The organism is Eubacteriaceae bacterium ES3 (genome assembly GCA_030586155.1).
Taxonomy (GTDB): domain Bacteria; phylum Bacillota; class Clostridia; order Eubacteriales; family Eubacteriaceae; genus Acetobacterium.
This window is the reverse complement of the sequence record CP130741.1, coordinates 2,182,643-2,206,351: the sequence shown is the minus strand read 5'-3', so window position 1 is coordinate 2,206,351 and position 23,709 is coordinate 2,182,643. Positions and strand designations below refer to the sequence as shown.

Below are 23,709 nucleotides of genomic sequence, written 5' to 3'. Positions count from 1 at the left end.
TGAACATGAGTTTATTAACATTAATTACTATTGGAACAGGTTTGCTGGTGTTGGGAACCATTGCCTGCGGAATTTATTTTTTAGCTGCTGATTGTGATGCCCGTAAAGCAAAGCTGAAACGTTTTTTAAAGTTTAATCTGTCAACTTTTGTCCCCTTAGTAGCATTTGCCCTGATCATACTGGCACCAAATGCAGTATCAGCTGCTACAACTGGTGCGGCCGGTGGTTTTTCTGATGCAGGCTTTGGTTACCTGGCTGCTGCATTATCAACTGGACTTGCCTGTGTCGGTGCCGGTTATGCGGTAGGTGTTGTTGGTTCTGCAGCATTGGGAGCTGTTTCTGAAGATCAGAAAATTCTTGGGAAAACTCTGATCTTTGTTGGTCTTGCTGAAGGTGTTGCTATCTATGGTCTGATTATTGCTATTATGATTCTTGGTAGTCTTTAAAATGAAGTCTTTTTTAATCAGCGAAAACAGAGATTCTTTTTTAGGAATGCAACTTGCAGGAGTTGAAGGTGTTTATATCAAAACAAAACCGGAAATCGAGCAAGCGTTTAAAAATGCTCTGCAAAATAAGGATATTGGTATTGTTTATCTGACTGAAAAAGCATTTTTGATGATTGAAACGATGGTCATGGAAGCAAAAGCGAAAAATTTTGTCCCGTTGATTTCAGTGATACCGGATCGACACGGTTATCAGCGTGATCAGGGAATGATTACCCGATACATAAAAGAATCGGTGGGACTGTAAGGATGTGATGTGATGATTTCAGTAGAAGAGAAACTTCGGGTTTTTACCCAATATTTAATCAAAAAAGAACGGACCTGGGGCAAAGACATTATTCAGGAGGCCAGAAATAAACAAAAAGAACTCCTTGAGCAATCAGAGGCATTTTTAAAAAAGGAAAAACATGCCATTGAAGAACGAAGTTATCGCGTTATTTATCGTGATAAGAACAAAATTATTGCACAGGGAAAAAATAAAGCTAAGAATTTGGAACTGGCTGAAAAAAATATCATTCTCAAAGATTTTAACGAGCTGATCCTAAAAAAAGCTAATCAATTGATTAAAGGTGATGCCTATAAACAGTATCTGGAGTCTTGCTTAAAAGAGGTTCCGGAAGTGTTTAAAAATACTGATAAATTGCGAATCAGCTGCAATCAGAAGGATCATGAGCTGATAAAGGAGATTGCTCAGGATAAGCTACCAGCCTACGAAATAGAATACCAGATGGAAGACCATGAATGCTGTATTGGCGGTCTGATGGTGGAAGATGGCGAAGGCAGAATACAGATTAATTTTAGTATCGAAAATCTGATTCAGGGCAATTACAAAACCATTGGAATGACATTAAACGGATTTATGAAGAAGGTGAACTAAATGGCAGTAATTGAAGAAAAACAGTTTGAAGGGATCATCTCTGCCATTAACGGCCCGGTTATCAAAGGAAAAAATATGTCCTCCTTTAAAATGCGGGAAATGGTAATGGTTGGAGATTTGCGCTTGATTGGTGAGGTTATTGTCCTGGAAGGCGATATCGGAACCATTCAGGTCTATGAGGAAACTGAAGGTTTAAAAATTGGCGAGAAAATCATGGCGACAGGCCGTCCGTTGAGTTTGAAGCTGGGGCCGGGTATGCTAAAAAATATGTTTGATGGGATTCAAAGACCTCTTAAAAGAATACAGAATCTGTCACCGATTTTTATTCCTGAAGGAATAGGGCTTTTATCCATTGATGAAGAAAAAAAATGGGACACATCTTTAACCGTATCAGTGGGCGATGAACTGATGGAAGGGGCCATATTTGGGACTGTTCAGGAAACAGATGTTATTGAAAATCGGCTTCTGGTTCCGCCGGGGATTTCCGGAACGGTTTCTGAAGTTGTTCCCAATGGCAGTTATACCATTGAAGATGTACTGGTTAAAGTTTCAACTTTCGATGGACAAATGATTGATTTAAAAATGGCTCACGATTGGCCCGTCAGAACACCCAGACCGACAGCCTACCGAAGCGAAACACTTGTTCCTCTTATTACCGGGCAAAGGGTTATAGATATCTTTTTCCCCATTGCTAAAGGTGGTACTGCAGCTATTCCCGGAGGATTTGGAACCGGAAAAACAATGACACAGCATCAGCTGGCAAAATGGTCAGATGCAGATATTATTGTTTATATCGGTTGTGGGGAACGTGGAAATGAAATGACAGAAGTTATCGAAGATTTCCCTAACCTGGTAGACCCTCGTTCTGGAAAATCAATTATGGAGAGAACTGTACTGATAGCCAATACCTCTAATATGCCGGTTGCAGCCCGAGAAGCCAGTATCTATACCGGAATTACTATTGCAGAATATTTTAGAGATATGGGTTATGCGGTAGCGATGATGGCAGATTCAACTTCACGTTGGGCGGAGGCACTAAGAGAAATTTCCGGACGACTTGAAGAAATGCCTGCTGAAGAAGGCTATCCAGCTTATCTGCCCTCCCGAATTGCTGAGTTTTATGAGCGGGCTGGGAGCGTAGAAACCCTTTCCGGTGCAGATGCCTCCATTACCATTATTGGTGCTGTTTCACCGGCAGGTGGGGACTTTTCCGAGCCGGTTACTGAAAATACCAAGCGCTTTGTAAATGTCTTTTTAGCGCTTGATAAAAGTCTTGCTTACGCCAGACATTATCCGGCCATTAACTGGCTGGAAAGCTATAGCGGTTATATAAAAATATTGACCGAATGGTATGAGGATAATGTCGCCGACGATTGTATGCTTTTGCGTAACAAAATGATGGAACTATTATTTGAAGAAAATAAACTTCAGGAAATGGTTATGCTGGTTGGTGAAGATGTTTTGCCTGATGATCAGCGCTGGGTTTTAGAAATTGCCCGAATAATTAAAGTCGGCTATCTGCAGCAAAATGCTTATAATAAGGATGATACTTATGTTCCGTTGGAAAAACAGTATCGAATGCTTAAGATAATTGACCATTTATATGAAAAGGGGAAAGAAGGACTGTCACTGGGAGTTCCGACTTCGCAGCTGAAGAATGCAGAACTGGTTGGTCAGTTTATCAAGATGAAATATAATATTCCCAACGATGATTTATCAGGACTGGATCAATTGCAGGAAGATGTGGATACTTTCTACGATTCATTGTATGCGCGTTACGGGAAAAATTAGGGGGATGCTATGAAAAAAGAGTATTTGAGAATTGATAAAGTAGTGGGACCCCTAATTGAAATCTCCGATGTGGACGTTGTATTTTACGGGGAAGTTGTTAATATTGTTGATGCCCAAAGCGGTTCTGTTAAAAAAGGCAAAGTCATTAAGATTGAAGAAGACAAGGTGACGATTCAGGTGTTCCAAAATACCTCAGGTCTTGCCGCTGGAAACAGTGTCATTAAATTTACCGGGGAAGCCTTTAATCTTCCAGTTTCACTTGATTTGCAGGGCCGGATTTTTAACGGTATTGGCGAACCAATTGATGATGGTGCTGATGTATTTAGCGAGATTGAAGCGAACATAAATGGTCGTCCGATCAATCCTATGTCTCGGGAATACCCGCGAAATTTTATTCAGACCGGTATTTCTTCAATTGACACTCTGGCGACATTGATTCGAGGCCAGAAGCTTCCTATCTTTTCCGGTAATGGACTGCCGCACAATGAACTGGCAGCACAGATTGTTAGACAGGCCCGCTTAGGTGAAGGGGTAAAAGAGGATTTTGCTATTGTGTTTGCTGCGATCGGGGTAAAACATGACGATGAAAAGTTCTTTAGAAAAAGTTTTGATGAAGCCAATGTAATGGATCGGGTTGTCATGTTTGTAAACTACGCGGATGACCCTATTGCCGAACGTATCACAACACCCCGATGTGCATTGACAGCGGCTGAGTATCTGGCTTTTGAAAAAAATATGCATATACTGGTTGTTATGACGGATATCACCTCTTATTGTGAAGCCTTGCGTGAGATTTCATCCGCCCGTGAGGAAGTACCGAGCCGTAAAGGTTATCCAGGTTATATGTATTCAGATTTAGCGGCTCTTTATGAACGAGCAGGAATGCTTTCATCTCAGGAAGGTTCAATTACTTTCCTGCCGATTCTGACCATGCCCAATGATGATATAACCCATCCAATTCCTGACCTGACCGGTTATATTACAGAAGGACAGATAGTAATGGGCCGGGATTTATTCCAAAGAAGTCTTTATCCACCAATTTCAGTACTTCCTTCATTGTCACGTCTGATGAAGGATGGTATCGGCGAAGGCTATACCCGTGAAGACCATGCTGAAGTTGCTAACCAGCTGTTTGCATCTTATTCCAAAGTGCAGGAAGTTAGGGATCTTTCGCAGATTATTGGTGAAGAGGATTTGAGCGATACGGATAAACAATATATGGCATTTGGTCGTGAATTTGAGGCCAGATTTATCAACCAGGGTTTTGAAGAGAGCCGGACTATTATGGAAAGTCTGAATTTAGGCTGGGAGCTATTATCCCTCTTACCGGTTGCCGAACTGGATCGTCTCAGTCCGGAAAACATTGAGAAATATTTGCCTGAAGATATAGAATAGGAAGTGATTGTATGGCTCTAAAAATTACACCAACCAAAGCCAACTTAATCAAAGCTAAAGGGACTCTCAGTTTTTCGGAGAAAGGTTATGACCTGCTCGATAAAAAAAGAACAATTCTGATTCAGGAAATTATGCAGTTAGTTACTGAAGCGGAGTCCATCGAAAAAGAAATTGGAATATTGTTTAATGAAGCCTATGAAGCTTTACAGCAGGCAAGTATCAGCATGGGACTTAACCATCTTGAGGAATTTGCATTATCGGTAAAAAAAGAAGAGCCCTTTGATATTCTGGCAAAAAGTGTAATGGGAGTGGATATCCCGGAAATAAATTATAAAAAGGAATGTGAACTGACTTTACCTTACGGTTTTTATGAAAATAATCCGGCCCTGGATGTGGCAATCAGAAAATTTGACAATGTTCGATGTTTATCATATCATTTGGCTCAGGTTGAATCTACGGCTTATAAGCTTTCGTTAGAGATTAAGAAAACCCAGAAAAGTGCCAATGCCCTTGATAAGATTCAGATACCCAGGCTAAAGTCGCAGATAAAATACATTCAGGAAACGATAGAAGAAAAGGAGAGGGAAGAATTCTTTCGCCTTAAAAAAGTAAAAAGCAAAAAAAAATAAAATGATTAGAGATTGGTTATAGATGTCATCATAATCTGAAATTTGATTTTGCAGTAAAAATACACTAAAAAGTAGGGGAGATACCCCTTCTTTTTTTTATGCAGAAAAATAATTTAAAATAAAAAAATCAAGTTAAAAACGATGATTCTGCAATAAAAGATCAATTTTTTTATATACCCATAATATGTTACAATATGTAGTGCTGGCATACATTATTGTGCTAAAGTGAAGTATGAATGAGTGAGAAAGGTAAAATGAATGAAGATTATTGTTTGTATAAAACAGGTTCCGGATTCAACTAAAGTGGAAATAGATCCCGAAAGCGGAACTCTGATTCGAATGGGGCAAAGCTCAAAAATCAATCCTTATGATTTGTATGCGGTTGAAACAGCTCTAAGGCTTCGAGATAAAGTAGGAGGAACAGTAACTGCAATTACTATGGGTCCTTCTCAGGCTGAAGAAATGATGAAAGATGTATATATGATGGGGGTTGATGAAGCCGTGATTATGTCTGATCGAAAATTTGCTGGTTCAGATGTTTTGGCGACTTCCTATACTCTTGCTCAGGGAATAACACAACTTGAAAATGCAGACCTGATAATTTGTGGAAAGCAAACGACTGATGGAGATACTGCCCAAATTGGACCAGCTATGGCTGAACACCTGGGGATCCCCCATGTGGCATGGGTCTCAGGTATAAAAGCTATTGACGAGTCAAAGATTTCGGTTGAACATAAACTGACGGGGTATGTACAGGTGTCGGAAATGTCTTATCCTTGTCTGATTACTGTCGATAAGGACATTTATGTCTCCAGACTGCCATCATACCGACTGAAACTGGCAACAAAAGACAGGGAAGTAAAAGTCGTGTCTTTTTCCGATTTGCGAGACAAAAATCTGTCCCGATTTGGAATCATTGGTTCGCCCACTCAGGTTGACAAAATGTTTTCTCCTGAAGGAAATGCCGAAAGGGTTTTTATTGAGGGTGATAGTCAGACAAAAGCCAATCAGCTGGTAGATCTGCTGACTGGCCAGAAGATACTGTAGGAGGAAACCGATGAATTTTATACATTTTGATGTTGAAAAATGCACGCTATGCCGTTTGTGTATTGAAAAATGTCCATTTGAAGCGCTAAGTATGGGTAAAGAAGGCATTGAAGTTAACGAATCCTGTCGGATGTGCAATGTTTGTGTTAAAGTTTGCCCAGAAGGAGCGATCTTTTTTGAACAGAAAGCGGGACAGGTAGATAAAGGTCAGTGGAGTGGAATTCTTGTTTTTGCTCAACAGCAGCAGGGAGAAATTCACCCGGTAACTTTTGAACTGATTGGAGAAGCGCAACGACTATCCAGAAAAAACAGCTATCAAGTCAATGTAGTTTTGGTTGGTGGTCAAAAAACAGCTGAATGTGCTGAGGTTTTTAGATACTATGGTGTAGACAAAGTATTTGTTTACGAACACGAAGCCTTAACTGACTTTAGAGCCGATAATTATACAAATGCAATAGCTGATTGTATAACCAGAATGCATCCTTCAGTAGTTTTAATTGGAGCAACTGCACTAGGTCGTTCGCTGGCACCGAGATTGTCAACTCGTTTCCATACTGGGCTTACAGCAGATTGTACCAAATTGGAAATGAAAGAAAATACTGATCTTGTTCAGATTCGACCGGCATTCGGTGGAAACGTTATGGCTCAAATCTTAACAACCGATTCCCGTCCACAGTTTGCAACTGTTCGTTATAAGGTCATGGATGCGCCAGAAGTGGCAGAGGAAGCGGCAGGTGAAATAATTATCAGTCAGGTAACAGAGGAAATTATTACATCAGGCATCACGATTAAAGAAGTTTCAGCAATTGAAAAATCCCATAATATCGAAGACGAGGAAATTTTGGTAGTGGCAGGCCGTGGTGTTAAAGATGAAAAAGGAATTAAAATGGTTGAACAATTGGCTGAGGTCTTAGGGGGCCAACTTTGTTTTACACGACCGATGGTTGAAGAAGGTCATGGAGATCCCACCCATCAGATTGGTTTATCCGGTAGAACAGTTAAACCAAAACTTATCATAACATGTGGAGTATCCGGTGCCATTCAGTTTACCGCAAGTATGAATCAGGCTGACCATATTGTGGCGATTGATTCCAATCCTGATGCTCAGATTTTCAATTTAGCACACTATTGTATCAATGATGACTTGTATGAAGTCATTCCACCGTTAATTACACGATTAAAAGAGCAAAAGGAGGAGAAAGCCAATGTCTTTTCCCTATCATAAGATAAATGAACAGGATTTAGCGCATTTTAAAACATTTATCGATCCAGTACGAATCGTCGAAAAAGAAGATATTAAGAGCGAATATTATCATGATGAAATGCCAGAGTATGGCGTTTTTGCACCAGATCTTTTTATTGAAGCGATTAATAAAGAAGAAATCTCCAAGGTCATGAAATATGCCTATGATAATAATATACCTGTAACAGCAAGAGGTGCAGGTACCGGTTTAGCTGGTGGTGCAACCTGTAAGTACGGCGGAATTCTACTGTCGGTTATGAAAATGAATAAAATTTTTGATATCGATATGGATAATCTGACAATCACAGCAGAACCGGGAGCTCTTTTAAATGAGGTTGCGGCTGAGGCAGATAAAGTGGGATTGTTCTATCCGCCTGATCCAGGTGAAAGAACCGCATCGATTGGTGGAACAGTTGTAACCAATGCCGGTGGCATGCGGGCTGTAAAATATGGGGTAACAAGGGACTATGTCAGAGAAATTGAAGCTGTTCTTCCAGATGGGGAGATAGTAAATTTTTCGTCAAATGTTGTAAAGAACACCACCGGTTATGACTTGAAAGACCTGATCATTGGGTCCGAAGGAACTTTGTGTATTCTAACAAAGGTCACTTTAAAACTGATAGCTAAACCGGAAATGACCTGGTCCTTAGTGGTACCCTTTGAAACTGTTGAGGATTGTATCCATACAGTACCTAAACTTTTAAAAATGTCTTTTGTACCAACAGCCATTGAGCTGACAGAATCAGACGTATTAGATATGGTTGAAAAGCATTTACATAAGCCTTTTCCCGATCGTTCTGCTGACACCTATCTGATTGTTATGATCGATGCCAGCAATAAAGAGGATATGGAAAATATGGTGGAAGAGGCATCGGAAGTTTGTCTTGAATCCGGTGCGAAAGACGTATTGATTGCTAATTCAGCAGAACGTAGTGCTTCTGTCTGGTCAGTCAGAGCAGCGACCTTAGAAGGCTTAAAAGCAGATAGTGTATCCCAGGAAGAATGCGATGTGGTGGTACCCCGTTCTAAGATTGCTGAATATGTCATGGAAGCAAAAAAAATCAGTCAAAGGCACGGGATTCGAATTGTTACTGTGGGCCACGCTGGAGATGGAAATATTCATACAGAATTGCTTAGAGATTCCCATCTGACTGATGAATTCTGGAAAGAAAATACCCAGGCTTGTCTGGAAGAGCTTTATGCTGTATCAAAACGATTAGGTGGACAGCTTTCTGGAGAACATGGAATCGGAATTGGAAGAATCGAATTTATGCGGGCATTTATTGGTGAGCCCATGTACCGTTTATTCAAATCCATAAAACTGGTATTTGATGATAAAAATATTTTAAACCCTGGAAAAGTTGTTGCAGTTGAAGAAGTAAACTAGACAATGATTCCCAAAAATATAAAGCTAGAAGGGATATGAGGAGGAAAATTAATGGTTAACAAGGAGAAAATGCCGCTAGCAGTCGGCATAGCATTTGTCGCGTTTACGACACAGTTTGGAGGCGGTTTTGCCTCGGGAGCCCAGATTTATCAGTATTTTATCAATTATGGTATCTGGACATTGATTATGCCATTCGTGGCACAGGGATTACTGGCTATGTTTTTTTGGTATGGACTTCGGTATGCTTATGAAAACAAAACCTATGATTATCGAAGCTTTTCAGATAAGTTCTATGGAAGATATAAGAATATTTTTTCAAATCTTTATGAATTCATTTATTTATTCCTGATTTGTCTGGCGCCGGCAGTCGCTTTTGCAACTGGTGGGTCAACCTTGAATATGTTGACAGGAATACCTTATATGGTTTGTACTTTGATTATCGGCTTGGGAATATTTGTGATCGTCCTTTTTGGAACCGGGATGGTTAGAAAAGCGGCAGCGACAATTTCAGTTTTAATTATCTTGGGATTGGTGGTTGTACTTTTACCTAATATCATTTCTCAATGGGATCAGATTATGCTGGCAATCGACAATCTGAGTCAGGGAATTATGCCAGTTGCATCAACCCAGGACGGCAGTTTTGGAAGTGCGTTATGGCGTGCAATAGTTTATGCGCTTTTTCAATTGGCATCTGTTGGGTTAATGTATCAGCATGTGAAACCGGCAACGGACAAAAAGCAGATCAATATGAGTGTAATCTACATGTTTATAATCAATGCAGCATGTATGATGCTGGCAGTATTTGGCCTTTTGGCGATTGCCTATTTACCGGAACTTAAAGAAGCCACAGTGCCGATGGTGCTTCTGGTTCAGACTGGGGTAGGTTCATCAGTACTGACACCGATAATTTCAATTCTGATTATTCTAGGAGCGGTTTCAACGGGAGTAAATATGATTGCCGGTTTGGTAACTCGTATCGTAGATGCCCTTGAACGGCGCGATGAGAATGTGGAAAAATCTGATGCCAATCGGATGAAACGAAATACTATTCTTGCACTAGTAGTAACGCTATTTACTTTTGGGATTGCCCAATTTGGACTATTACCGCTGATTTCAAAAGGCTACGCTTATCTTGGCTATGGGACCCTGATTGCAGTAGGGATTCCGTTTATTATTCATTTTGTTTATCATAAATTTGTGAAAAAAGGCGACGAATTGGATGCCTAGGATAAAGATTGCATTAAAAAACCGGCTTATGCCGGTTTTTTAGATTGAAACAATAAACCTTATGGCCTATTTTTGTTGATAGACATTCTCACTTGGAATTAGAATAGCATCTGAAGTCTTTAGGACTTCAATAGCACGTTCCTGATCATCTGTTTTAAGAATAATTAGAGGAGCCCCATTATTGTTGGGCATTACAAAGGAATAGACATATTCAACGTTGATGTTTTGTTCATAAAGCAGACAAAATACATCATTTAAAGAGCCGATCTTATCGGTGGGATCAACAGCGAGAACCTGAGCAAGTTTAACCACATGGCCTGAATTGCGCAAAACTTCAGCCCCAATTTCAGGCTGATCCACAACCATTCTAAGAATTCCGAATTCAGAGCTTTCAAAGACTGAAATGGCTCGGATGTCAACACTGGCTTCCTTCAAGGTGTTTGTAATATCACAGAGACGCCCTTTTTTATTTTCGATAAATACAGATAACTGATTAATAAGCATTTTTGGCCTCCCTTATTTTTCGTTTCTCAGATCGATGACCCGTTTCGCTTTACCTTCAGAACGAGTCAATGATTTTGGTTCAACCAGATGGATACCGGCATGAATACCTAATACCGTCCGCAGTTTATTGGAAATTTCATTGTATAGGGCATCCAAAAGCGTTACAGAATCTAAAAGATCACTGTTGGCAACCTCAACATCAATTTCGATTTTATCAAGATAGCCTTTTTTAAGTACCCGAATTTGATAATTGCTGCCAATACCCTCGATTCCCAGAAGAACACCCTCGATCTGGGAAGGAAAGACATTGACACCGCCAATGATGAGCATATCATCGGTGCGTCCGGAAAGTTTTGCAATTCTAGTTGTTGTTCGACCACAGGAACAGGGCTTAGAATCTAATCGGGTAATATCTTTGGTTCGGTATCGAATTAAGGGTAGTGCTTCTTTGCTGATTGGGGTTATGATCAGCTCGCCAACTGAGCCTTCCGGAAGAACTTCCAGGGTATTGGGGTCAATAATTTCGGCAATAAAATGATCTTCACATAAATGCATTCCCGTAAGTGCCTGACATTCGCCAGCGACACCAGGACCGATTAGTTCGCTCATACCGTAATTTTCAGTGGCAAAAATTCCCCAGGCTTCATTTAATTTATTACGCATTTCTTCTGTTGACCCTTCTCCACCAAAAAGGCCATATTTAAGAAACAAATCATTTTTGGGATCAATACCCATCTCATAGGCTATTTCAGCCAGATGCAGGGCGTAAGAGGGGGTACCGATAAGGGTAGTGGTTTGAAAATCCTGCATGATCATGATCTGCTTTTGCGTGTTTCCTGAAGACATGGGAATAACACCAGCTCCTACTTTTTCAAGGCCTTGTTGAAGACCAAAGGCACCGGTAAAAAGACCGAAACCAAAGGTGATCTGCGCGGTATCAGCATCGGTAACGCCAGCCATGGTTACCAGGCGGGCAATAACTTCTGTCCAGACTTCCATATCTTTTCTGGTATAACCGACAACCGTTGGTTTTCCTGTCGTACCTGATGAGGCATGATAGCGGACAATTTCATTTTTAGGTTTGGCAAACAGACCAAAGGGGTAGTTTTTTCGAAGATCATCCTTAGTCGTTAAAGGAAGCAGATGCATATCTTCAAGACATTTTATATCATCGGGATGGACGCTATTATCAATAAACATTTGCTTATAATAAGGGACATTATCGTATACTCGGTGCAATGTTTCTTTTAATCGTGAAAATTGGATTGCCTTAATTTCATCACGGGATAAGGTTTCTTTATCTGACCAGATTTTCATAACGCCTCCTTAATTTTGTGGTTTCCAGGAGCTTTTAAGCGGTACGATCTGGTTAAAGACCGGAGCTTCTGGTTTTGAGTATTTGGGATCAGCCGAGAAATAACCGTTTCTTATAAACTGAAATTTTTCATAGACATTTGCAGCAAGAACAGCTGGTTCAGCCAGAGCTTTGACAATTTTTAAAGAGTCATGATTAATGGCAGAGAGAAAGGTTTCCTTAGTGATAGTTTCAGCATCGTCAAGAAGATAATCGTACTCATGAATTTCGACAGGCTTAGCGTGTGTTTTAGAAACCCAATGAATAGTACCCTTCACTTTACGTTCAGTAAAACCACTGCCTGATTTAGTAGCTGGATCATAAGTGCAATGAAGTTCTAAAATATTGTCATTTTCGTCTTTAATTACGTTGGTACAGGTAACAAAATAGCCACCTCTTAGCCGTACTTCGTTGCCTGGATAGAGGCGATAGTATTTTTTAGGAGGGTTTTCCATAAAGTCAGATCGTTCCACATAAATCTGTCGACTGAAGGGCGTCTGATAATCTCCCATTTCAGGGTTTTCCTGGTTTAGTGGGACAGACAGCCATTCTACTTCATCTTCAGGATAATTGGTGATGGTAACAAGAAGAGGATCCATAACAGCCATTAAACGTGGTGCTTTTAACTTTAGGTCATCGCGGATAAAATGTTCGAGCATGGCAATATCTACGGTCGAGTTGGTTTTGGCCACACCAATGGCTTCGCAGAAAGCCTGAATGGCTTCTGGTGTGTAGCCTCGTCGACGTAGTCCGGAAATGGTTGAAAGTCTAGGGTCATCCCAGCCGTCGACAATTTTTTCGTCAACTAACTGTTTTAGATAGCGCTTTCCAACGATGGTTTTAGTCAGGTTAAGTTTGGCAAATTCAATCTGACGGGGTGGTTCATTTTTAAAATCATCTATGTTGTTTAATACCCATTCATAAAATGGGCGGTGATCTTCAAATTCTAAAGTACACAAAGAATGAGTAATACCTTCGATGGCATCCTCAATAGGGTGAGCATAATCGTACATCGGATAAATATACCAGTCTTCTTCTGTCGAATGGTGTTTGGTGTGAAGAATTCTGTAAATAGCCGGATCACGCATATTCATATTAGGGCTTTTCATATCGATTTTTGCCCGCAGGACCCTGGATCCTTCCGGTAATTGGCCAGCTTTCATTTTTTCGAACAGCTCAAGATTTTCTTCGATGCCACGGTTTCTATAGGGACTTTCAGTTCCTGGCTCGGTTAAAGTACCGCGTTGCGTTCGCATTTCTTCAGCCGTTGAATCATCAACAAAGGCCAGACCCTTTTTGATTAGTTCTACGGCATATGATGCCATTTTGTCGAAATAACCGGAGGCATAGAAAAGCCGATCTTCCCAGTCGATTCCCAACCAGGAAAGATCTTCGATGATCGAATCAATGTATTCTGTATCCTCTTTTACGGGATTAGTATCGTCAAATCGCAAATTAAATTGTCCCTTATATTGTTTTGCAATTCGGAAATTAAGGAGTGAGGCCTTGGCATGGCCTATGTGTAGATAGCCATTAGGTTCTGGAGGAAAACGGGTATGAACCCGGTCGTCTGCATAGACTTTATTTTTGATGTCCTGATCGATGGCACTGGTTATAAAATTTGTGTTTTTTTCTGTAGATTCCATTAAATCCCTCCTGATTTCATATCGAATCATGATACCATAGAAACGGCGTTTTTTCAATCGAATGCGCCAAAAAGGCATCAAGGAAAAGGAATGACTAAATTGCCTTAACTTGATGCCCTGCAATAAAATTATTTGAGAAACTGACCGTTTCGATAGAAGCACTCACCATCAGCAAAAAGCTCGCCGCCGTTTTTCATGTCACAAAGCATATCCCAGTGCAGCAGGGATTCATTAACTGGACCGCACTCGGGGTAAGAACTACCTAAGGCAATATGGATTGTTCCACCAATTTTTTCGTCAAAGAGCATATTTCTGGTGAAGCGGTCGATTCCGTAATTTGTGCCAATGGCAAACTCACCGGCATAACGGGAACCTTCATCCGTATCCAAAAGTGATAAAAGCAGATCTTCACCTCTGCCGGCAGAGGCATCTGTTACTTTTCCGTCTTTAAATGTGAGACGGATGTCTTCAATTTCTTTACCACTGTAAATGCCGGGAAAAGAAAAACGAATATGGCCATCCAAACTTTCTCGAACGGGGGCGGTGAAGACCTCACCACTGGGGAAATTATGATGACCATCTGAGTTAACCCAAATGCGGTTTGCGCAACTAAGAGTCAGATCGGTGTCGACGGCAATAATTCGAAAATCACTTTTTTTACTTAGGAAGTCTGCCATTTTTTGTTGTTCATCGTGAAGTTTTTTCCAGGATTCAATCGGACTGGAGTGATTTAAAAAGCAGGCATCGTAAACAAAATCTTCATATTCTGAAAGAGACATTCCAGCTTCTTGAGCGCCGCTTTGAGTTGGAAAAAGACAAAGTGTCCAGTCCATTTCTCCTTGTGCAACCCGTTCTTTATAAATGGTATTAATAGGAGCTGAGGCTTTTTTCTGAAAAGTAATTCGCTCACCCGGGATGGAAGACAGTGCTTTTAAGTTCTGACTGCCTAGAATTGTCAGGACTTTGTCGGCCTTTCGATAGGCTTCCAGCATAATTGGTGAATTGAAACGCAGTTGTTCATCACTGCCTTCCTTTAAAAGTATTTCCGTTAAGCCTTCGGGTGTTAACATGACCGTTGGGTGACCGCCAGCCAATAAGACTTCCCGATATACTTCAGTAATCAGGGGCATGGTTATTTCTGAACCGCGGATGATTACCCATTCGTCTTTTTGAACATAGAGTGAATAATGAATCAGTGTTTTTGCGTACTGTTTAAGTCTGATATCTTGCATTTGTTTCTCCTTTTTGTGCCTTAAATATATTACAAAGATTAATGTGAATATGTTGTTAACAGTTTTTTTCTTGAACCTTTGAATTACTAATTTTGTTAATAGTAAGGTCTGTTTTTAATATATACGAAAGTTTAACTGAACTCAATAAAAAAGATAAAAAAATGATGACAAAATTTATGTAATCGTGTATAATGCTGTTAGTATAGAAATTGATTAAAAATTCGTAAATGGGAACTACATTAAGACTACTATGTCCATGCTCCATTTTAACAGAAATAATCAGCCCTGTACACAAATCTAATGGAGGTAACTCATGGAAGACAAGACTCTAATCTGTCAGGATTGCGGCGAAGAATTCGTTTTCACTGTTGGAGAACAGGAATTCTACAAAGAAAAAGGTTTTGATAATGAACCTAAAAGATGTCGCGAATGTCGAACAAAGAGAAAACAGACCAGACGACCAAGAAATAGTAGTTTCTAATTGATGTGAGAGAACAAGATCCCTGTGCTGGGGATCTTTTTTTAATGCAATTTCGTAAAATATTGTAGAAAAAGGAATTAAGAAAGATGGACAAAGCCTATGTATATATCGTAAAATGTAGTGACAGAAGTTTTTATACTGGATATACTACTGATTTAAAAGCCAGGCTTATAAAACATAATCAGGGACTAGGCGCTAAATATACTCGTGGTCGTTTGCCGGTAACACTTGTTTATTTTGAAGAACTTTCTGGAAAAAGTGAGGCTATGAGCCGCGAGGCTGCGATAAAAAAGAAGAGTCGAACTCAAAAAGTTAAACTAATTGAAACAATTAAGAACCAGTCAATTCTTGAAATATTAAGAGATTAGTAATCTCAAATTCAAGAAAGGAAATGTGTCATGAAGGTATTCTTGATATATTTAGAAAAGAGAGGGTAGAAATGGAAAACCTGATTACAGATCTGCCGGCAGATCAAAACTTAGCCAGTGGAAATGCTATCATTATTGCTTATGATATTTTCATTCTATGTCTTTTTTTATTTGAGATGTATCTTTTCAAAAACAGAAACCATTATAAAGAAAAGCTGAAGAACGATCCAAAATTAAAGTTGGGACCGGTACGAATGTTTTTTTTGCGGTTGGCAACCTCCTACCATCGTCGGGGAATGATAACAGCTGCAGCTATTTTATTTGTAATTTCGATGATTGTAATTAATAAGCATAAGTTGATAACGGCTTCCCAACTGGTTGGAATTGGTTTAAGCTATCTGATTTTTCTGACCATTGTTTTCTTCACACAGAAATTTTTCGTCCGTCTGGATCAGTTCCAGGATGACATTGTGTCAAGGCACGTGGACCTGATTAACTATCTCATTTTAGGTCATTGTTTTGTGCTGTTTTCAGGAATGGTAATCCCCCCCACTTTGCCCATCGGTTTAATAGGTCTGGTTTTTGCGTTGGGACTGATCTTTTCAGTGATGATTAGGGCAATCGCAAATCCGCACAGTATCAGAAGTTCGGTATCCATGCGCCGGAAAAATCAGGAGACAGCCAGTATTTTAAAGGGAATGCTTATTTTAGTGCTTTGTCAGCTGATTATTCTCTATCTGATGGTATATAATTGTTATAGAATTGAACCTGGATTTTATTATTCTGATATTAATCGTAGTCTTGGTGCCTTTGATATGTTATATTATCTGATAGTGAGTTTTTCAACGATAGGGTATGGTGATATATTTCCAGTTGCTGTTAATGGACAAGTTTATTCTCAGATTGTTGCAATGATCATCGGACTCTCCAGTCTCTTTAGTACAGCCTGCTTTGTGGGAGCTGTGGTGTCAGGGGCTGCGGAAGTTGCCCGTAACGTTTCTGAAGAAGATGAAATTAGTCTGGAAAAAATAAGATCCCGGCTCTATAATAAGAAAGAATAATATGTAAATGTGAAAGGAATAATAATTTAAAATGAAATTTTATTTGGCATTATGGCTGGCAAAAATAATAAATGTATTAATCAGCCTGGTCAGTAGGGATCGGGGAACAAATCTTCCCGGTGAAAAAGCATTAATATTTGATCCTATGTTTGTGAAACATTTTAAAAATATCGATTGTAATAATGTGATTTTTGTCACTGGAACGAATGGGAAATCATCAAGTACTAATCTGATTGTTCATATCCTGAGAAAAAGCGGAAAAAAAGTGATTTCCAACCTGGAGGGTGCTAATCTTTTAGCAGGGATTGCGACTAGTCTGGCAAAAGAAGCTAGTTTGACAGGCCGTTTGAATGCCGATTATTTCGTATTTGAAACAGACGAGCGTTATTTGCCGCTGATTTATGCCCAATTGCCGGCAAAAAATTTGATGATTACGAATTTGCAAAAGGATCAGGTGCAAAGAAATGGCGACCCTGATTTCATTGTGAGAAAACTAAAAGAAATAATTAATCCCCAAATGAGGCTGATTTTAAATAATGAAGAACCAAGATCCCGAGCATTTGATCAGATATCTAAAGATGTCATTTATTATGGTGTGGATCACCATCAGGAATCTTTTAAAAAGTCAGATGATTATCCAAGTATGGCTTGTCCGATCTGTTTTCATGACATTGAGTTTAAAGAATTTCATGTTGATAACGTAGGTCCTTTTATTTGTCACCACTGTGGCTACAAGAGCATGGAAAAGCCAGCTTATTATTTAGAGAATATTGATTACGGGAATAAAACATTTGCCATGGGAGATATTTCTTTTAAAATGCCCTATGATCTGCCCTTTATGCTTTATAATTATTCGGCAGCAGTTGCGGTTTGTGAAGGTGTATGTGGGGTTTCCAAAGAAAAGCAAACAAAAGCATTTGACAGCTTTAAAAATATTGGCGGACGTTTTGAAATTCTTCATTACAAAGGCAAGACAATTAAGTATATGCGAATTAAGCAGGAAAATCCTGATACCCTTCAAAGTGCACTAAATATTGTTGCATCAGATTCACAAGACAAAATGCTTGCACTGGGACTGTATAAACTATGTGATTTTGTTCCAGATTATGCCAATACTTTTTATGCTTTTGACTGCGATTTTGGTCCTCTGGTTAAATCCAGCGTGGAGCGTTATCTTTGTTTTTCAGAGCATGTTGCTTTTGACACGGCAAACCGCCTGATTTATGAAGGAGTGGACAGAAGGGCAATTACGATAATGAACAGTGATGTTATTCCGGAGATTTTTGCCGAGATTGAAAAAGCTAAAACGGATAATGTTTATCTGATCACCTGGCTGTCTACCTTTGAAAAAATGAAAAAATTTATTGAAGGGGGAGCATTCTAATGGCAACTATTATAAAAATTGGCTGGCTCTTTCCCAATACGTTTAATCTTCATGGTGATCGGGGTAACATGCTAGCCCTGGAGTTTGAATGTCGACGACGTGGATATGAACCTCAAATTGATAAAATAACCCTGGATACAAAAGATTTTCATCCATTGGAATATGATGTTCTTTTTTGCCCACCTGGTGAAATGATATATTTTGAAACAATCATTGAATACTTGAAACCGGTGCGAGAAGAGTTTTTGAGTTTTATGGAAAAGCGGCCTTTGCTGGTAACAGGGACCTCGATTAGTTTATTTGGAAGACTCATTAAAAGAGATGACGGCACTAATATTGAAGGGCTTCATCTGATCGATATTGAAGTAGAGGAGAAGGACCATGTTTACGGAGATGATCTTTATTTTTCATGCCGGTATCACGGGAAAGAAATGAAAATCATTGGCAATCAGATTCAGATGATGAATGTGGTTTTACGTGATGAGTCTCCTTTTGGTCTACTTCATTATGGATATGGAAATACTGGTGAAACACGCTTTGAAGGAGTAGCTCATGGTCAGGCTATTTTCACCAACACACTCGGGCCGATCCTGGTGGGAAATCCCTGGTTGACCTGTGAAATCGTAAATCTGATAGAAGAGAACAAAAATCTGCTAGCGTTTGATATAGAACGAGATAACCAATTGGAGATGGCTTCCATGAGAACTAAAACCGATCTGATCGAGAAAAAAGAATCCCACCTTATACCAGTCGCGGGGCGAATCAGGTAAAGCTGTGAAAAAAAGCGTTCTATTGGGAATGAGCGGTGGAATTGATTCCACCTGTTGTGCACTAAGACTCATGAGACAAGGTTATCGTGTGATTGGTATTACCTTTGATTTTCTTGGTAATCCGGAAATAGGTGATAAAGCGGCAAGTATTGCCAAAATATTGGGAATTGAGCATTACTATATTGACTGCTACGAAAGTTTTGAAGAAGAAGTCATAACACCTTTTATTGCGGGATATAAAAATAATGAAACACCGAACCCTTGTCTAATCTGCAATCAGAAGATGAAATTTCCTCTGCTTTTTAAGTGGGCTAAAAAGCTTAACTGCGAATATATCGCCACAGGCCACTATGCCCGACTTATACGAGATGGGAGAGTAACCCATCTGCTAAAAAGTCTGGACCTATCGAAGGATCAGAGTTATTTTTTATATCATTTATCCCAGGCAGAACTAAAAAAACTCTTGCTGCCATTGGAAGATTTTGAAAATAAATGGGCTGTAAGACAAGAAATAAAAGCACTTTTCCCGCAAATTGCTGATGGTGATGAGAGTCAGGGTATCTGTTTTATTCCTGACAATAATCATAACAGATTTTTAAAGGAACGATGTCTTGGCCCTGGTCCGGTAAAAAAAGGGGCATTTCTTGATCGAATAGGGAATCGATTAGGAGCGCATCGAGGGGCTTTAGGCTATACGCGTGGCCAAAGTGTCAGGCTTTCATTAGGTAATCAGCATAAAGATTATTTTGTGTTTTCGGTGGATACAGAAAATAATCGGGTTATTTTGGGTGGCGAGCAGGATTTATTGAAGTATAAAATCTCGATAAAAAACTTGTCGTTAAACGAAATTTCACTGGCTCAATTAGAAAAACTGGAAGATTTGTCCTTTGTGGTTTGTTGCAAGGGAGAAACTTATCAGGGCAAGATAAGTTTCGAAGATGAAATAATGTCAGTAAAACAGGAAAGCTTTCAAGTCATTGGTGAGACCCCTGTTAGAGCACCGGCAACTGGTCAGGCACTGGTTTTTTACCAGGGACAGAGATTGCTTGGTGGTGGGATGATTATTGATGATTAGGTAATTTGTTTAGATTGGAATTACCCTTTTAATAAGTTGGGTTAGGTTGGGGTTATTCTGTCTAAAAGAGAATAGTGCTGTATAATTTAAAAATATTTAAGAAGCTGCTGACATAAGTGAATTATGTTGTATTAGACTAAGGAGTTAGAATGGGAAAATTATTTGGAACAGATGGGGTTCGGGGTGTTTTTGAAGAAGAACTGACATTGGAACTGGCGAATAAGTTGGGACAAGCCGGCGCCAAAGTGCTCGGAAACAATGCTCATCAGCCAAGAATTGTGATTGGAATGGATACGCGTTCATCGGGACCATTACTTGAAAACGCGCTGATTGAAGGCATTATTGCAGTTGGCGGAGAGGCTATCTCTGTGGGAGTGATGCCAACACCGGCTGTGGCAGTCTTAACCAGAGAACTCGGTGCCGATGCGGGTATTGTTATCTCAGCTTCGCATAATCCGGCCAAATACAATGGAATTAAGTTCTTTAATCAATTTGGTTATAAGCTTGCTGACGAAGTAGAGGATGAAATTGAGAGACTGGTTCTCGAGAACATTCAGATGGAGAAAAAAGAAACTGGCAGACAGGTGTCGTATGAAAATCCAGAACAAATCTATGTCAATCATCTAAAAAAAGCAAACAGTGGGGAATTAACAGGATTAAAGTTGGTTTTGGATTGTGCAAATGGTGCAGCATCCCAAATAGGTCCGGAATTTTTTCGTTCTTTGGGGGCAGAAGTGGTTACTTTAGGTGATCAGCCCGATGGTCAGAATATAAATCATAATTGTGGTTCCACCCACCTTGAAGCGCTGACAAAAATGGTGCTGGAAACAGGTGCTGATATTGGTATTGCTCTGGATGGTGATGCTGACCGTTGTCTGGCGGTTGATAATGATGGCAATAATATTGATGGTGATCAGATCCTTAACCTGATTGCCGGCCAATTAAAACGCGATAATCGTCTTAAACAGGATACTGCGGTTGTTACTGTAATGAGTAATATCGGACTTGATCTGGCTTTTGAAAAACAGGGGCTCAAAACTGTTAAAACTGATGTGGGGGATCGTTATGTACTGGAACGAATGCAGGCTGATGATTACAATTTGGGCGGCGAACAATCAGGACATTTAATCTTACTGGATTATAATACAACTGGTGATGGAATGCTGACAGCATTAGTACTGTTAGAGATCCTAAAAAATGAAGTTCGCGATATGAAAGAGCTGGGACAGATGATGACGGTTTTTCCTCAGGTTCTGGTTAATGCCCGGGTCCCAAGTAGTCGAAAAAAAGATTATCTGACCGATGCAGTTATTCAGCAGGAAATTAAGGTTGTGGAAGAGCATTTTCATGGTAAAGGACGGGTTCTAATTAGACCTTCTGGTACTGAACCGCTGGTACGGGTGATGATTGAAGGAGAAAACCAGGCAGAGCTTAATCAGATTGCCAGTGATTTGGCAGCTTTAATTGAATCGCGTTTAAATTAACGTTGCTTAAAGCAACGTTTTTTTTTCGAAAAATTTTGAGTTTTGGCCGGGTTTGTGTTAAAATTTATCGAATGATTTTGGACCGGTTTTTAAGCGCCAGAACTCATGTGAGGTCCACACAGATTGAGTTGACGAGGTCAGGGAGTATCGAAAATTCGGCGGATGCCCTGGAGGTGTGATGTGCAAAACCAAAAAGTGATTTTTGGGACAAAGGCATCATATAGAAAACGTAAGGAGAAGCGTATGTGTGGAATTGTAGGTTATATCGGAGACAAACAGGCTCAGGAAGTACTTTTATACGGTCTGTCTAGACTGGAATACCGGGGGTATGATTCAGCAGGTATTGCAGTTAGTGAAAGGGACGGCTTAAAAATTAAAAAAAAAGCAGGGCGACTTGCCAATCTATCAGAAATGCTCGAATTAGCGCCCTTAAAAGGAAATCTGGGGATAGGACATACCCGTTGGGCTACCCACGGGGAACCTAGTGATAAAAATGCCCATCCGCATTTTTCCAGTAATCAAAAGATTGCTGTAGTTCACAACGGGATTATTGAGAATTATCGCGAGCTGCGGGAGATGTTAAAGGCTAAGGGACATCACTTTTTGTCTGACACTGATACTGAGGTAGTTGCCCATTTAATGGCAGAACTTTATACTGGCGACCTGGCAGAAACTTTGCGCTTGGCAATTAAGGAGATGGATGGATCTTATGCCTTGGGGATTCTTTCGGAAGATGAACCTGATCGTCTGGTAGCTGCCCGTAAAGACAGTCCCCTAATTGTTGGTCTGGGACAAGGTGAGAATTTTATTGCTTCAGATATTCCGGCAGTGCTTTCCTACACCCGAAAAATTTACCTGCTAGATAACGGGGAAATGGCAGTACTTTCAAAAGAACAGGTAGAAATTTTTGATGAAGCTGGGAATCCAGTCGAAAAAGAAATCTTTAACGTTGATTGGGATGCTGGAGATGCGGAAAAAGGCGGCTATGATCATTTTATGATGAAAGAGATTATGGAGCAACCCAAAGCAATTAAAGATGTTTTAACCGGTCGTTGTACAAAACAGGAAGTGGTCTTTGATGGGATCAACCTGGGTGAGAAAGTTATGAAAGGAATTAATCGGATCCAGATAGTCGCTTGCGGAACGGCTTTTCATGCCGGCATGGTCGGTAAATACTATTTTGAAAAGCTGGCCCGTATTACCGTTGAGGCCGAGGTGGCTTCAGAATACCGTTATAAAAATCCGATTATTGATGAAAATACGCTTTTAATTGTTATCAGTCAGTCCGGAGAAACAGCAGATACTCTAGCAGCTATCCGTCTGGCCAAACAACATAATGCTCATATTTTAGCCATCACAAATGTGGTGGGATCTTCTATTTCCAGGGAAGCAGACGACGTTATTTATACTAATGCAGGACCGGAAATAGCAGTGGCTTCCACCAAAGCTTATGTTACCCAGGTTGCATGTATGCTGATGCTGGCTGTTTATCTGGGTAAAATGAATGGTCAGCAGGCCGAGGATTGCCTGTCAGAATTTTGTGACAATCTTTCTGAAACGGCCAACCAGATTGAAGCCGCTTTTTCTTATAAAGAGGTGATTGAAGCCTTTGCCAATGAAAAGAAAAATACTGAAGATGTCTTTTTCATTGGACGTGGTTTGGATTATTATACCTGTCTGGAAGGCTCACTTAAATTAAAAGAGATTTCTTATATTCACTCGGAAGCCTATGCCGCTGGTGAATTAAAGCATGGTCCGATTGCACTGATTGAAGAAGGGACCTTAATTATTGCGGTCTGTACCCAGAAAAACGTTTTTGAAAAAATGCTCAGCAATATCAAAGAAGTCAAGGCCCGGGGTGCTTATGTTTTAGCGGTAGTTCAGGAGAAAAATAAAAGTATCGAATCGGAAGTGGATGCAGTCTGGACAATTCCAGATATGGATGATGTGATGACACCAATCCCAACAATTGTATATTTGCAGTTAATGGCATACTATCTGGCTGTGGCTAGAGACTGTGACGTGGATAAGCCGAAGAATCTGGCAAAAAGTGTAACGGTGGAGTAGTATATTTTGAATCCGGCAGAATGTTGTAGTTTTAAAACAAAGATTGATAATTTTAAACAAAGTTTGATAATCAAAAACAAAGTTTGATAAAAGAAACCGTTTAGTGAATTATATAACTAAACGGTATTTTTTTAACTTTAATCACATATGCATGTTAGATAATAAACTTTCTGGAGGAAAAATA

22 protein-coding genes are annotated in these 23,709 nt (G+C 39.9%); 18 read left to right on the top strand and 4 right to left on the bottom strand.

Annotated elements, in window-relative coordinates; genetic code table 11:
- The first annotated feature begins 5 nt into the window (after nucleotides 1-5).
- From Q5O24_10055 to Q5O24_10010, 10 genes are all read left to right on the top strand, one after another.
- Complete coding sequence (locus Q5O24_10055; protein ID WKY46719.1) at nucleotides 6-446, top strand: ATP synthase subunit C; 441 nt, start codon at nucleotides 6-8, stop codon at nucleotides 444-446.
- Nucleotide 447: 1 nt separating this feature from the next.
- Nucleotides 448-750: a V-type ATP synthase subunit F gene (locus tag Q5O24_10050; protein ID WKY46718.1), complete on the top strand. Its 303-nt coding sequence runs from the start codon at nucleotides 448-450 to the stop codon at nucleotides 748-750.
- A 12-nt stretch (nucleotides 751-762) separates the two neighbouring features.
- The gene (locus Q5O24_10045; protein WKY46717.1) at nucleotides 763-1,380 is read left to right on the top strand and encodes a V-type ATP synthase subunit E family protein; all 618 of its coding nucleotides are present in this window, start codon (nucleotides 763-765) and stop codon (nucleotides 1,378-1,380) included.
- Entirely contained in the window at nucleotides 1,381-3,171 is a 1,791-nt protein-coding gene (locus tag Q5O24_10040) for a V-type ATP synthase subunit A (GenBank protein WKY46716.1), read from the top strand.
- 9 nt (nucleotides 3,172-3,180) lie between these two features.
- On the top strand, nucleotides 3,181-4,566 hold the full coding sequence (locus Q5O24_10035) for a V-type ATP synthase subunit B (GenBank protein ID WKY46715.1): 1,386 nt from the start codon (nucleotides 3,181-3,183) through the stop codon (nucleotides 4,564-4,566).
- 11 nt (nucleotides 4,567-4,577) lie between these two features.
- A complete protein-coding gene (locus tag Q5O24_10030; GenBank protein ID WKY46714.1) occupies nucleotides 4,578-5,195 on the top strand; it encodes a V-type ATP synthase subunit D in 618 nt (205 codons plus the stop codon).
- 258 nt (nucleotides 5,196-5,453) lie between these two features.
- Nucleotides 5,454-6,242 (top strand): electron transfer flavoprotein subunit beta/FixA family protein, encoded by a 789-nt coding sequence (locus Q5O24_10025; GenBank protein WKY46713.1) that lies wholly within the window; start codon nucleotides 5,454-5,456, stop codon nucleotides 6,240-6,242.
- 10 nt (nucleotides 6,243-6,252) lie between these two features.
- Nucleotides 6,253-7,467, top strand: a complete 1,215-nt coding sequence (locus Q5O24_10020) for an electron transfer flavoprotein subunit alpha (protein WKY46712.1) — start codon at nucleotides 6,253-6,255, stop codon at nucleotides 7,465-7,467.
- Nucleotides 7,448-8,872, top strand: a complete 1,425-nt coding sequence (locus Q5O24_10015) for an FAD-linked oxidase C-terminal domain-containing protein (GenBank protein WKY46711.1) — start codon at nucleotides 7,448-7,450, stop codon at nucleotides 8,870-8,872. Before Q5O24_10020 ends, Q5O24_10015 begins: the two co-directional genes overlap by 20 nt.
- Nucleotides 8,873-8,923: 51 nt before the next feature.
- A complete protein-coding gene (locus Q5O24_10010) occupies nucleotides 8,924-10,099 on the top strand; it encodes a hypothetical protein (GenBank protein WKY46710.1) in 1,176 nt (391 codons plus the stop codon).
- Nucleotides 10,100-10,165: 66 nt separating this feature from the next.
- Here the strand turns inward: Q5O24_10010 and Q5O24_10005 are convergent, their stop codons facing one another.
- From Q5O24_10005 to Q5O24_09990, 4 genes are all read right to left on the bottom strand, one after another.
- Entirely contained in the window at nucleotides 10,166-10,603 is a 438-nt protein-coding gene (locus Q5O24_10005; protein WKY46709.1) for an amino acid-binding protein, read from the bottom strand.
- Between the two features lie 12 nt (nucleotides 10,604-10,615).
- Nucleotides 10,616-11,920, bottom strand: coding sequence for a phenylacetate--CoA ligase (locus Q5O24_10000; GenBank protein WKY46708.1), 1,305 nt, complete (start codon nucleotides 11,918-11,920; stop codon nucleotides 10,616-10,618).
- 9 nt (nucleotides 11,921-11,929) lie between these two features.
- Nucleotides 11,930-13,603: a glutamine--tRNA ligase/YqeY domain fusion protein gene (locus Q5O24_09995; protein WKY46707.1), complete on the bottom strand. Its 1,674-nt coding sequence runs from the start codon at nucleotides 13,601-13,603 to the stop codon at nucleotides 11,930-11,932.
- A 128-nt stretch (nucleotides 13,604-13,731) separates the two neighbouring features.
- Nucleotides 13,732-14,835 carry an aminopeptidase gene (locus Q5O24_09990; GenBank protein WKY46706.1) on the bottom strand — a complete coding sequence of 368 codons (1,104 nt, stop codon included), beginning with the start codon at nucleotides 14,833-14,835 and terminating at the stop codon, nucleotides 13,732-13,734.
- A 313-nt stretch (nucleotides 14,836-15,148) separates the two neighbouring features.
- On the opposite strand from Q5O24_09990, the gene Q5O24_09985 reads away from it, so the two are divergent.
- The 8 genes from Q5O24_09985 to glmS all read left to right on the top strand — a co-directional run bounded on the left by Q5O24_09985 (nucleotide 15,149) and on the right by glmS (nucleotide 23,525).
- Nucleotides 15,149-15,316 carry a zinc-ribbon domain-containing protein gene (locus Q5O24_09985; protein WKY46705.1) on the top strand — a complete coding sequence of 56 codons (168 nt, stop codon included), beginning with the start codon at nucleotides 15,149-15,151 and terminating at the stop codon, nucleotides 15,314-15,316.
- Nucleotides 15,317-15,402: 86 nt separating this feature from the next.
- Nucleotides 15,403-15,684 carry a GIY-YIG nuclease family protein gene (locus Q5O24_09980; protein ID WKY46704.1) on the top strand — a complete coding sequence of 94 codons (282 nt, stop codon included), beginning with the start codon at nucleotides 15,403-15,405 and terminating at the stop codon, nucleotides 15,682-15,684.
- A gap of 71 nt (nucleotides 15,685-15,755) precedes the next feature.
- Nucleotides 15,756-16,745, top strand: a complete 990-nt coding sequence (locus Q5O24_09975) for a potassium channel family protein (GenBank protein WKY46703.1) — start codon at nucleotides 15,756-15,758, stop codon at nucleotides 16,743-16,745.
- Nucleotides 16,746-16,776: 31 nt separating this feature from the next.
- Nucleotides 16,777-18,129, top strand: coding sequence for a MurT ligase domain-containing protein (locus tag Q5O24_09970; GenBank protein WKY46702.1), 1,353 nt, complete (start codon nucleotides 16,777-16,779; stop codon nucleotides 18,127-18,129).
- Nucleotides 18,129-18,899: a cobalamin biosynthesis protein CobQ gene (locus tag Q5O24_09965; protein WKY46701.1), complete on the top strand. Its 771-nt coding sequence runs from the start codon at nucleotides 18,129-18,131 to the stop codon at nucleotides 18,897-18,899. The genes Q5O24_09970 and Q5O24_09965 overlap by 1 nt, the downstream gene beginning before the upstream one ends.
- A 4-nt stretch (nucleotides 18,900-18,903) precedes the next feature.
- On the top strand, nucleotides 18,904-19,974 hold the full coding sequence (mnmA, locus tag Q5O24_09960; protein ID WKY46700.1) for a tRNA 2-thiouridine(34) synthase MnmA: 1,071 nt from the start codon (nucleotides 18,904-18,906) through the stop codon (nucleotides 19,972-19,974).
- A 149-nt stretch (nucleotides 19,975-20,123) separates the two neighbouring features.
- A complete protein-coding gene (glmM, locus tag Q5O24_09955; protein WKY46699.1) occupies nucleotides 20,124-21,458 on the top strand; it encodes a phosphoglucosamine mutase in 1,335 nt (444 codons plus the stop codon).
- A 243-nt stretch (nucleotides 21,459-21,701) separates the two neighbouring features.
- Nucleotides 21,702-23,525 carry a glutamine--fructose-6-phosphate transaminase (isomerizing) gene (gene glmS, locus Q5O24_09950; protein ID WKY46698.1) on the top strand — a complete coding sequence of 608 codons (1,824 nt, stop codon included), beginning with the start codon at nucleotides 21,702-21,704 and terminating at the stop codon, nucleotides 23,523-23,525.
- Nucleotides 23,526-23,709: the final 184 nt, after the last annotated feature.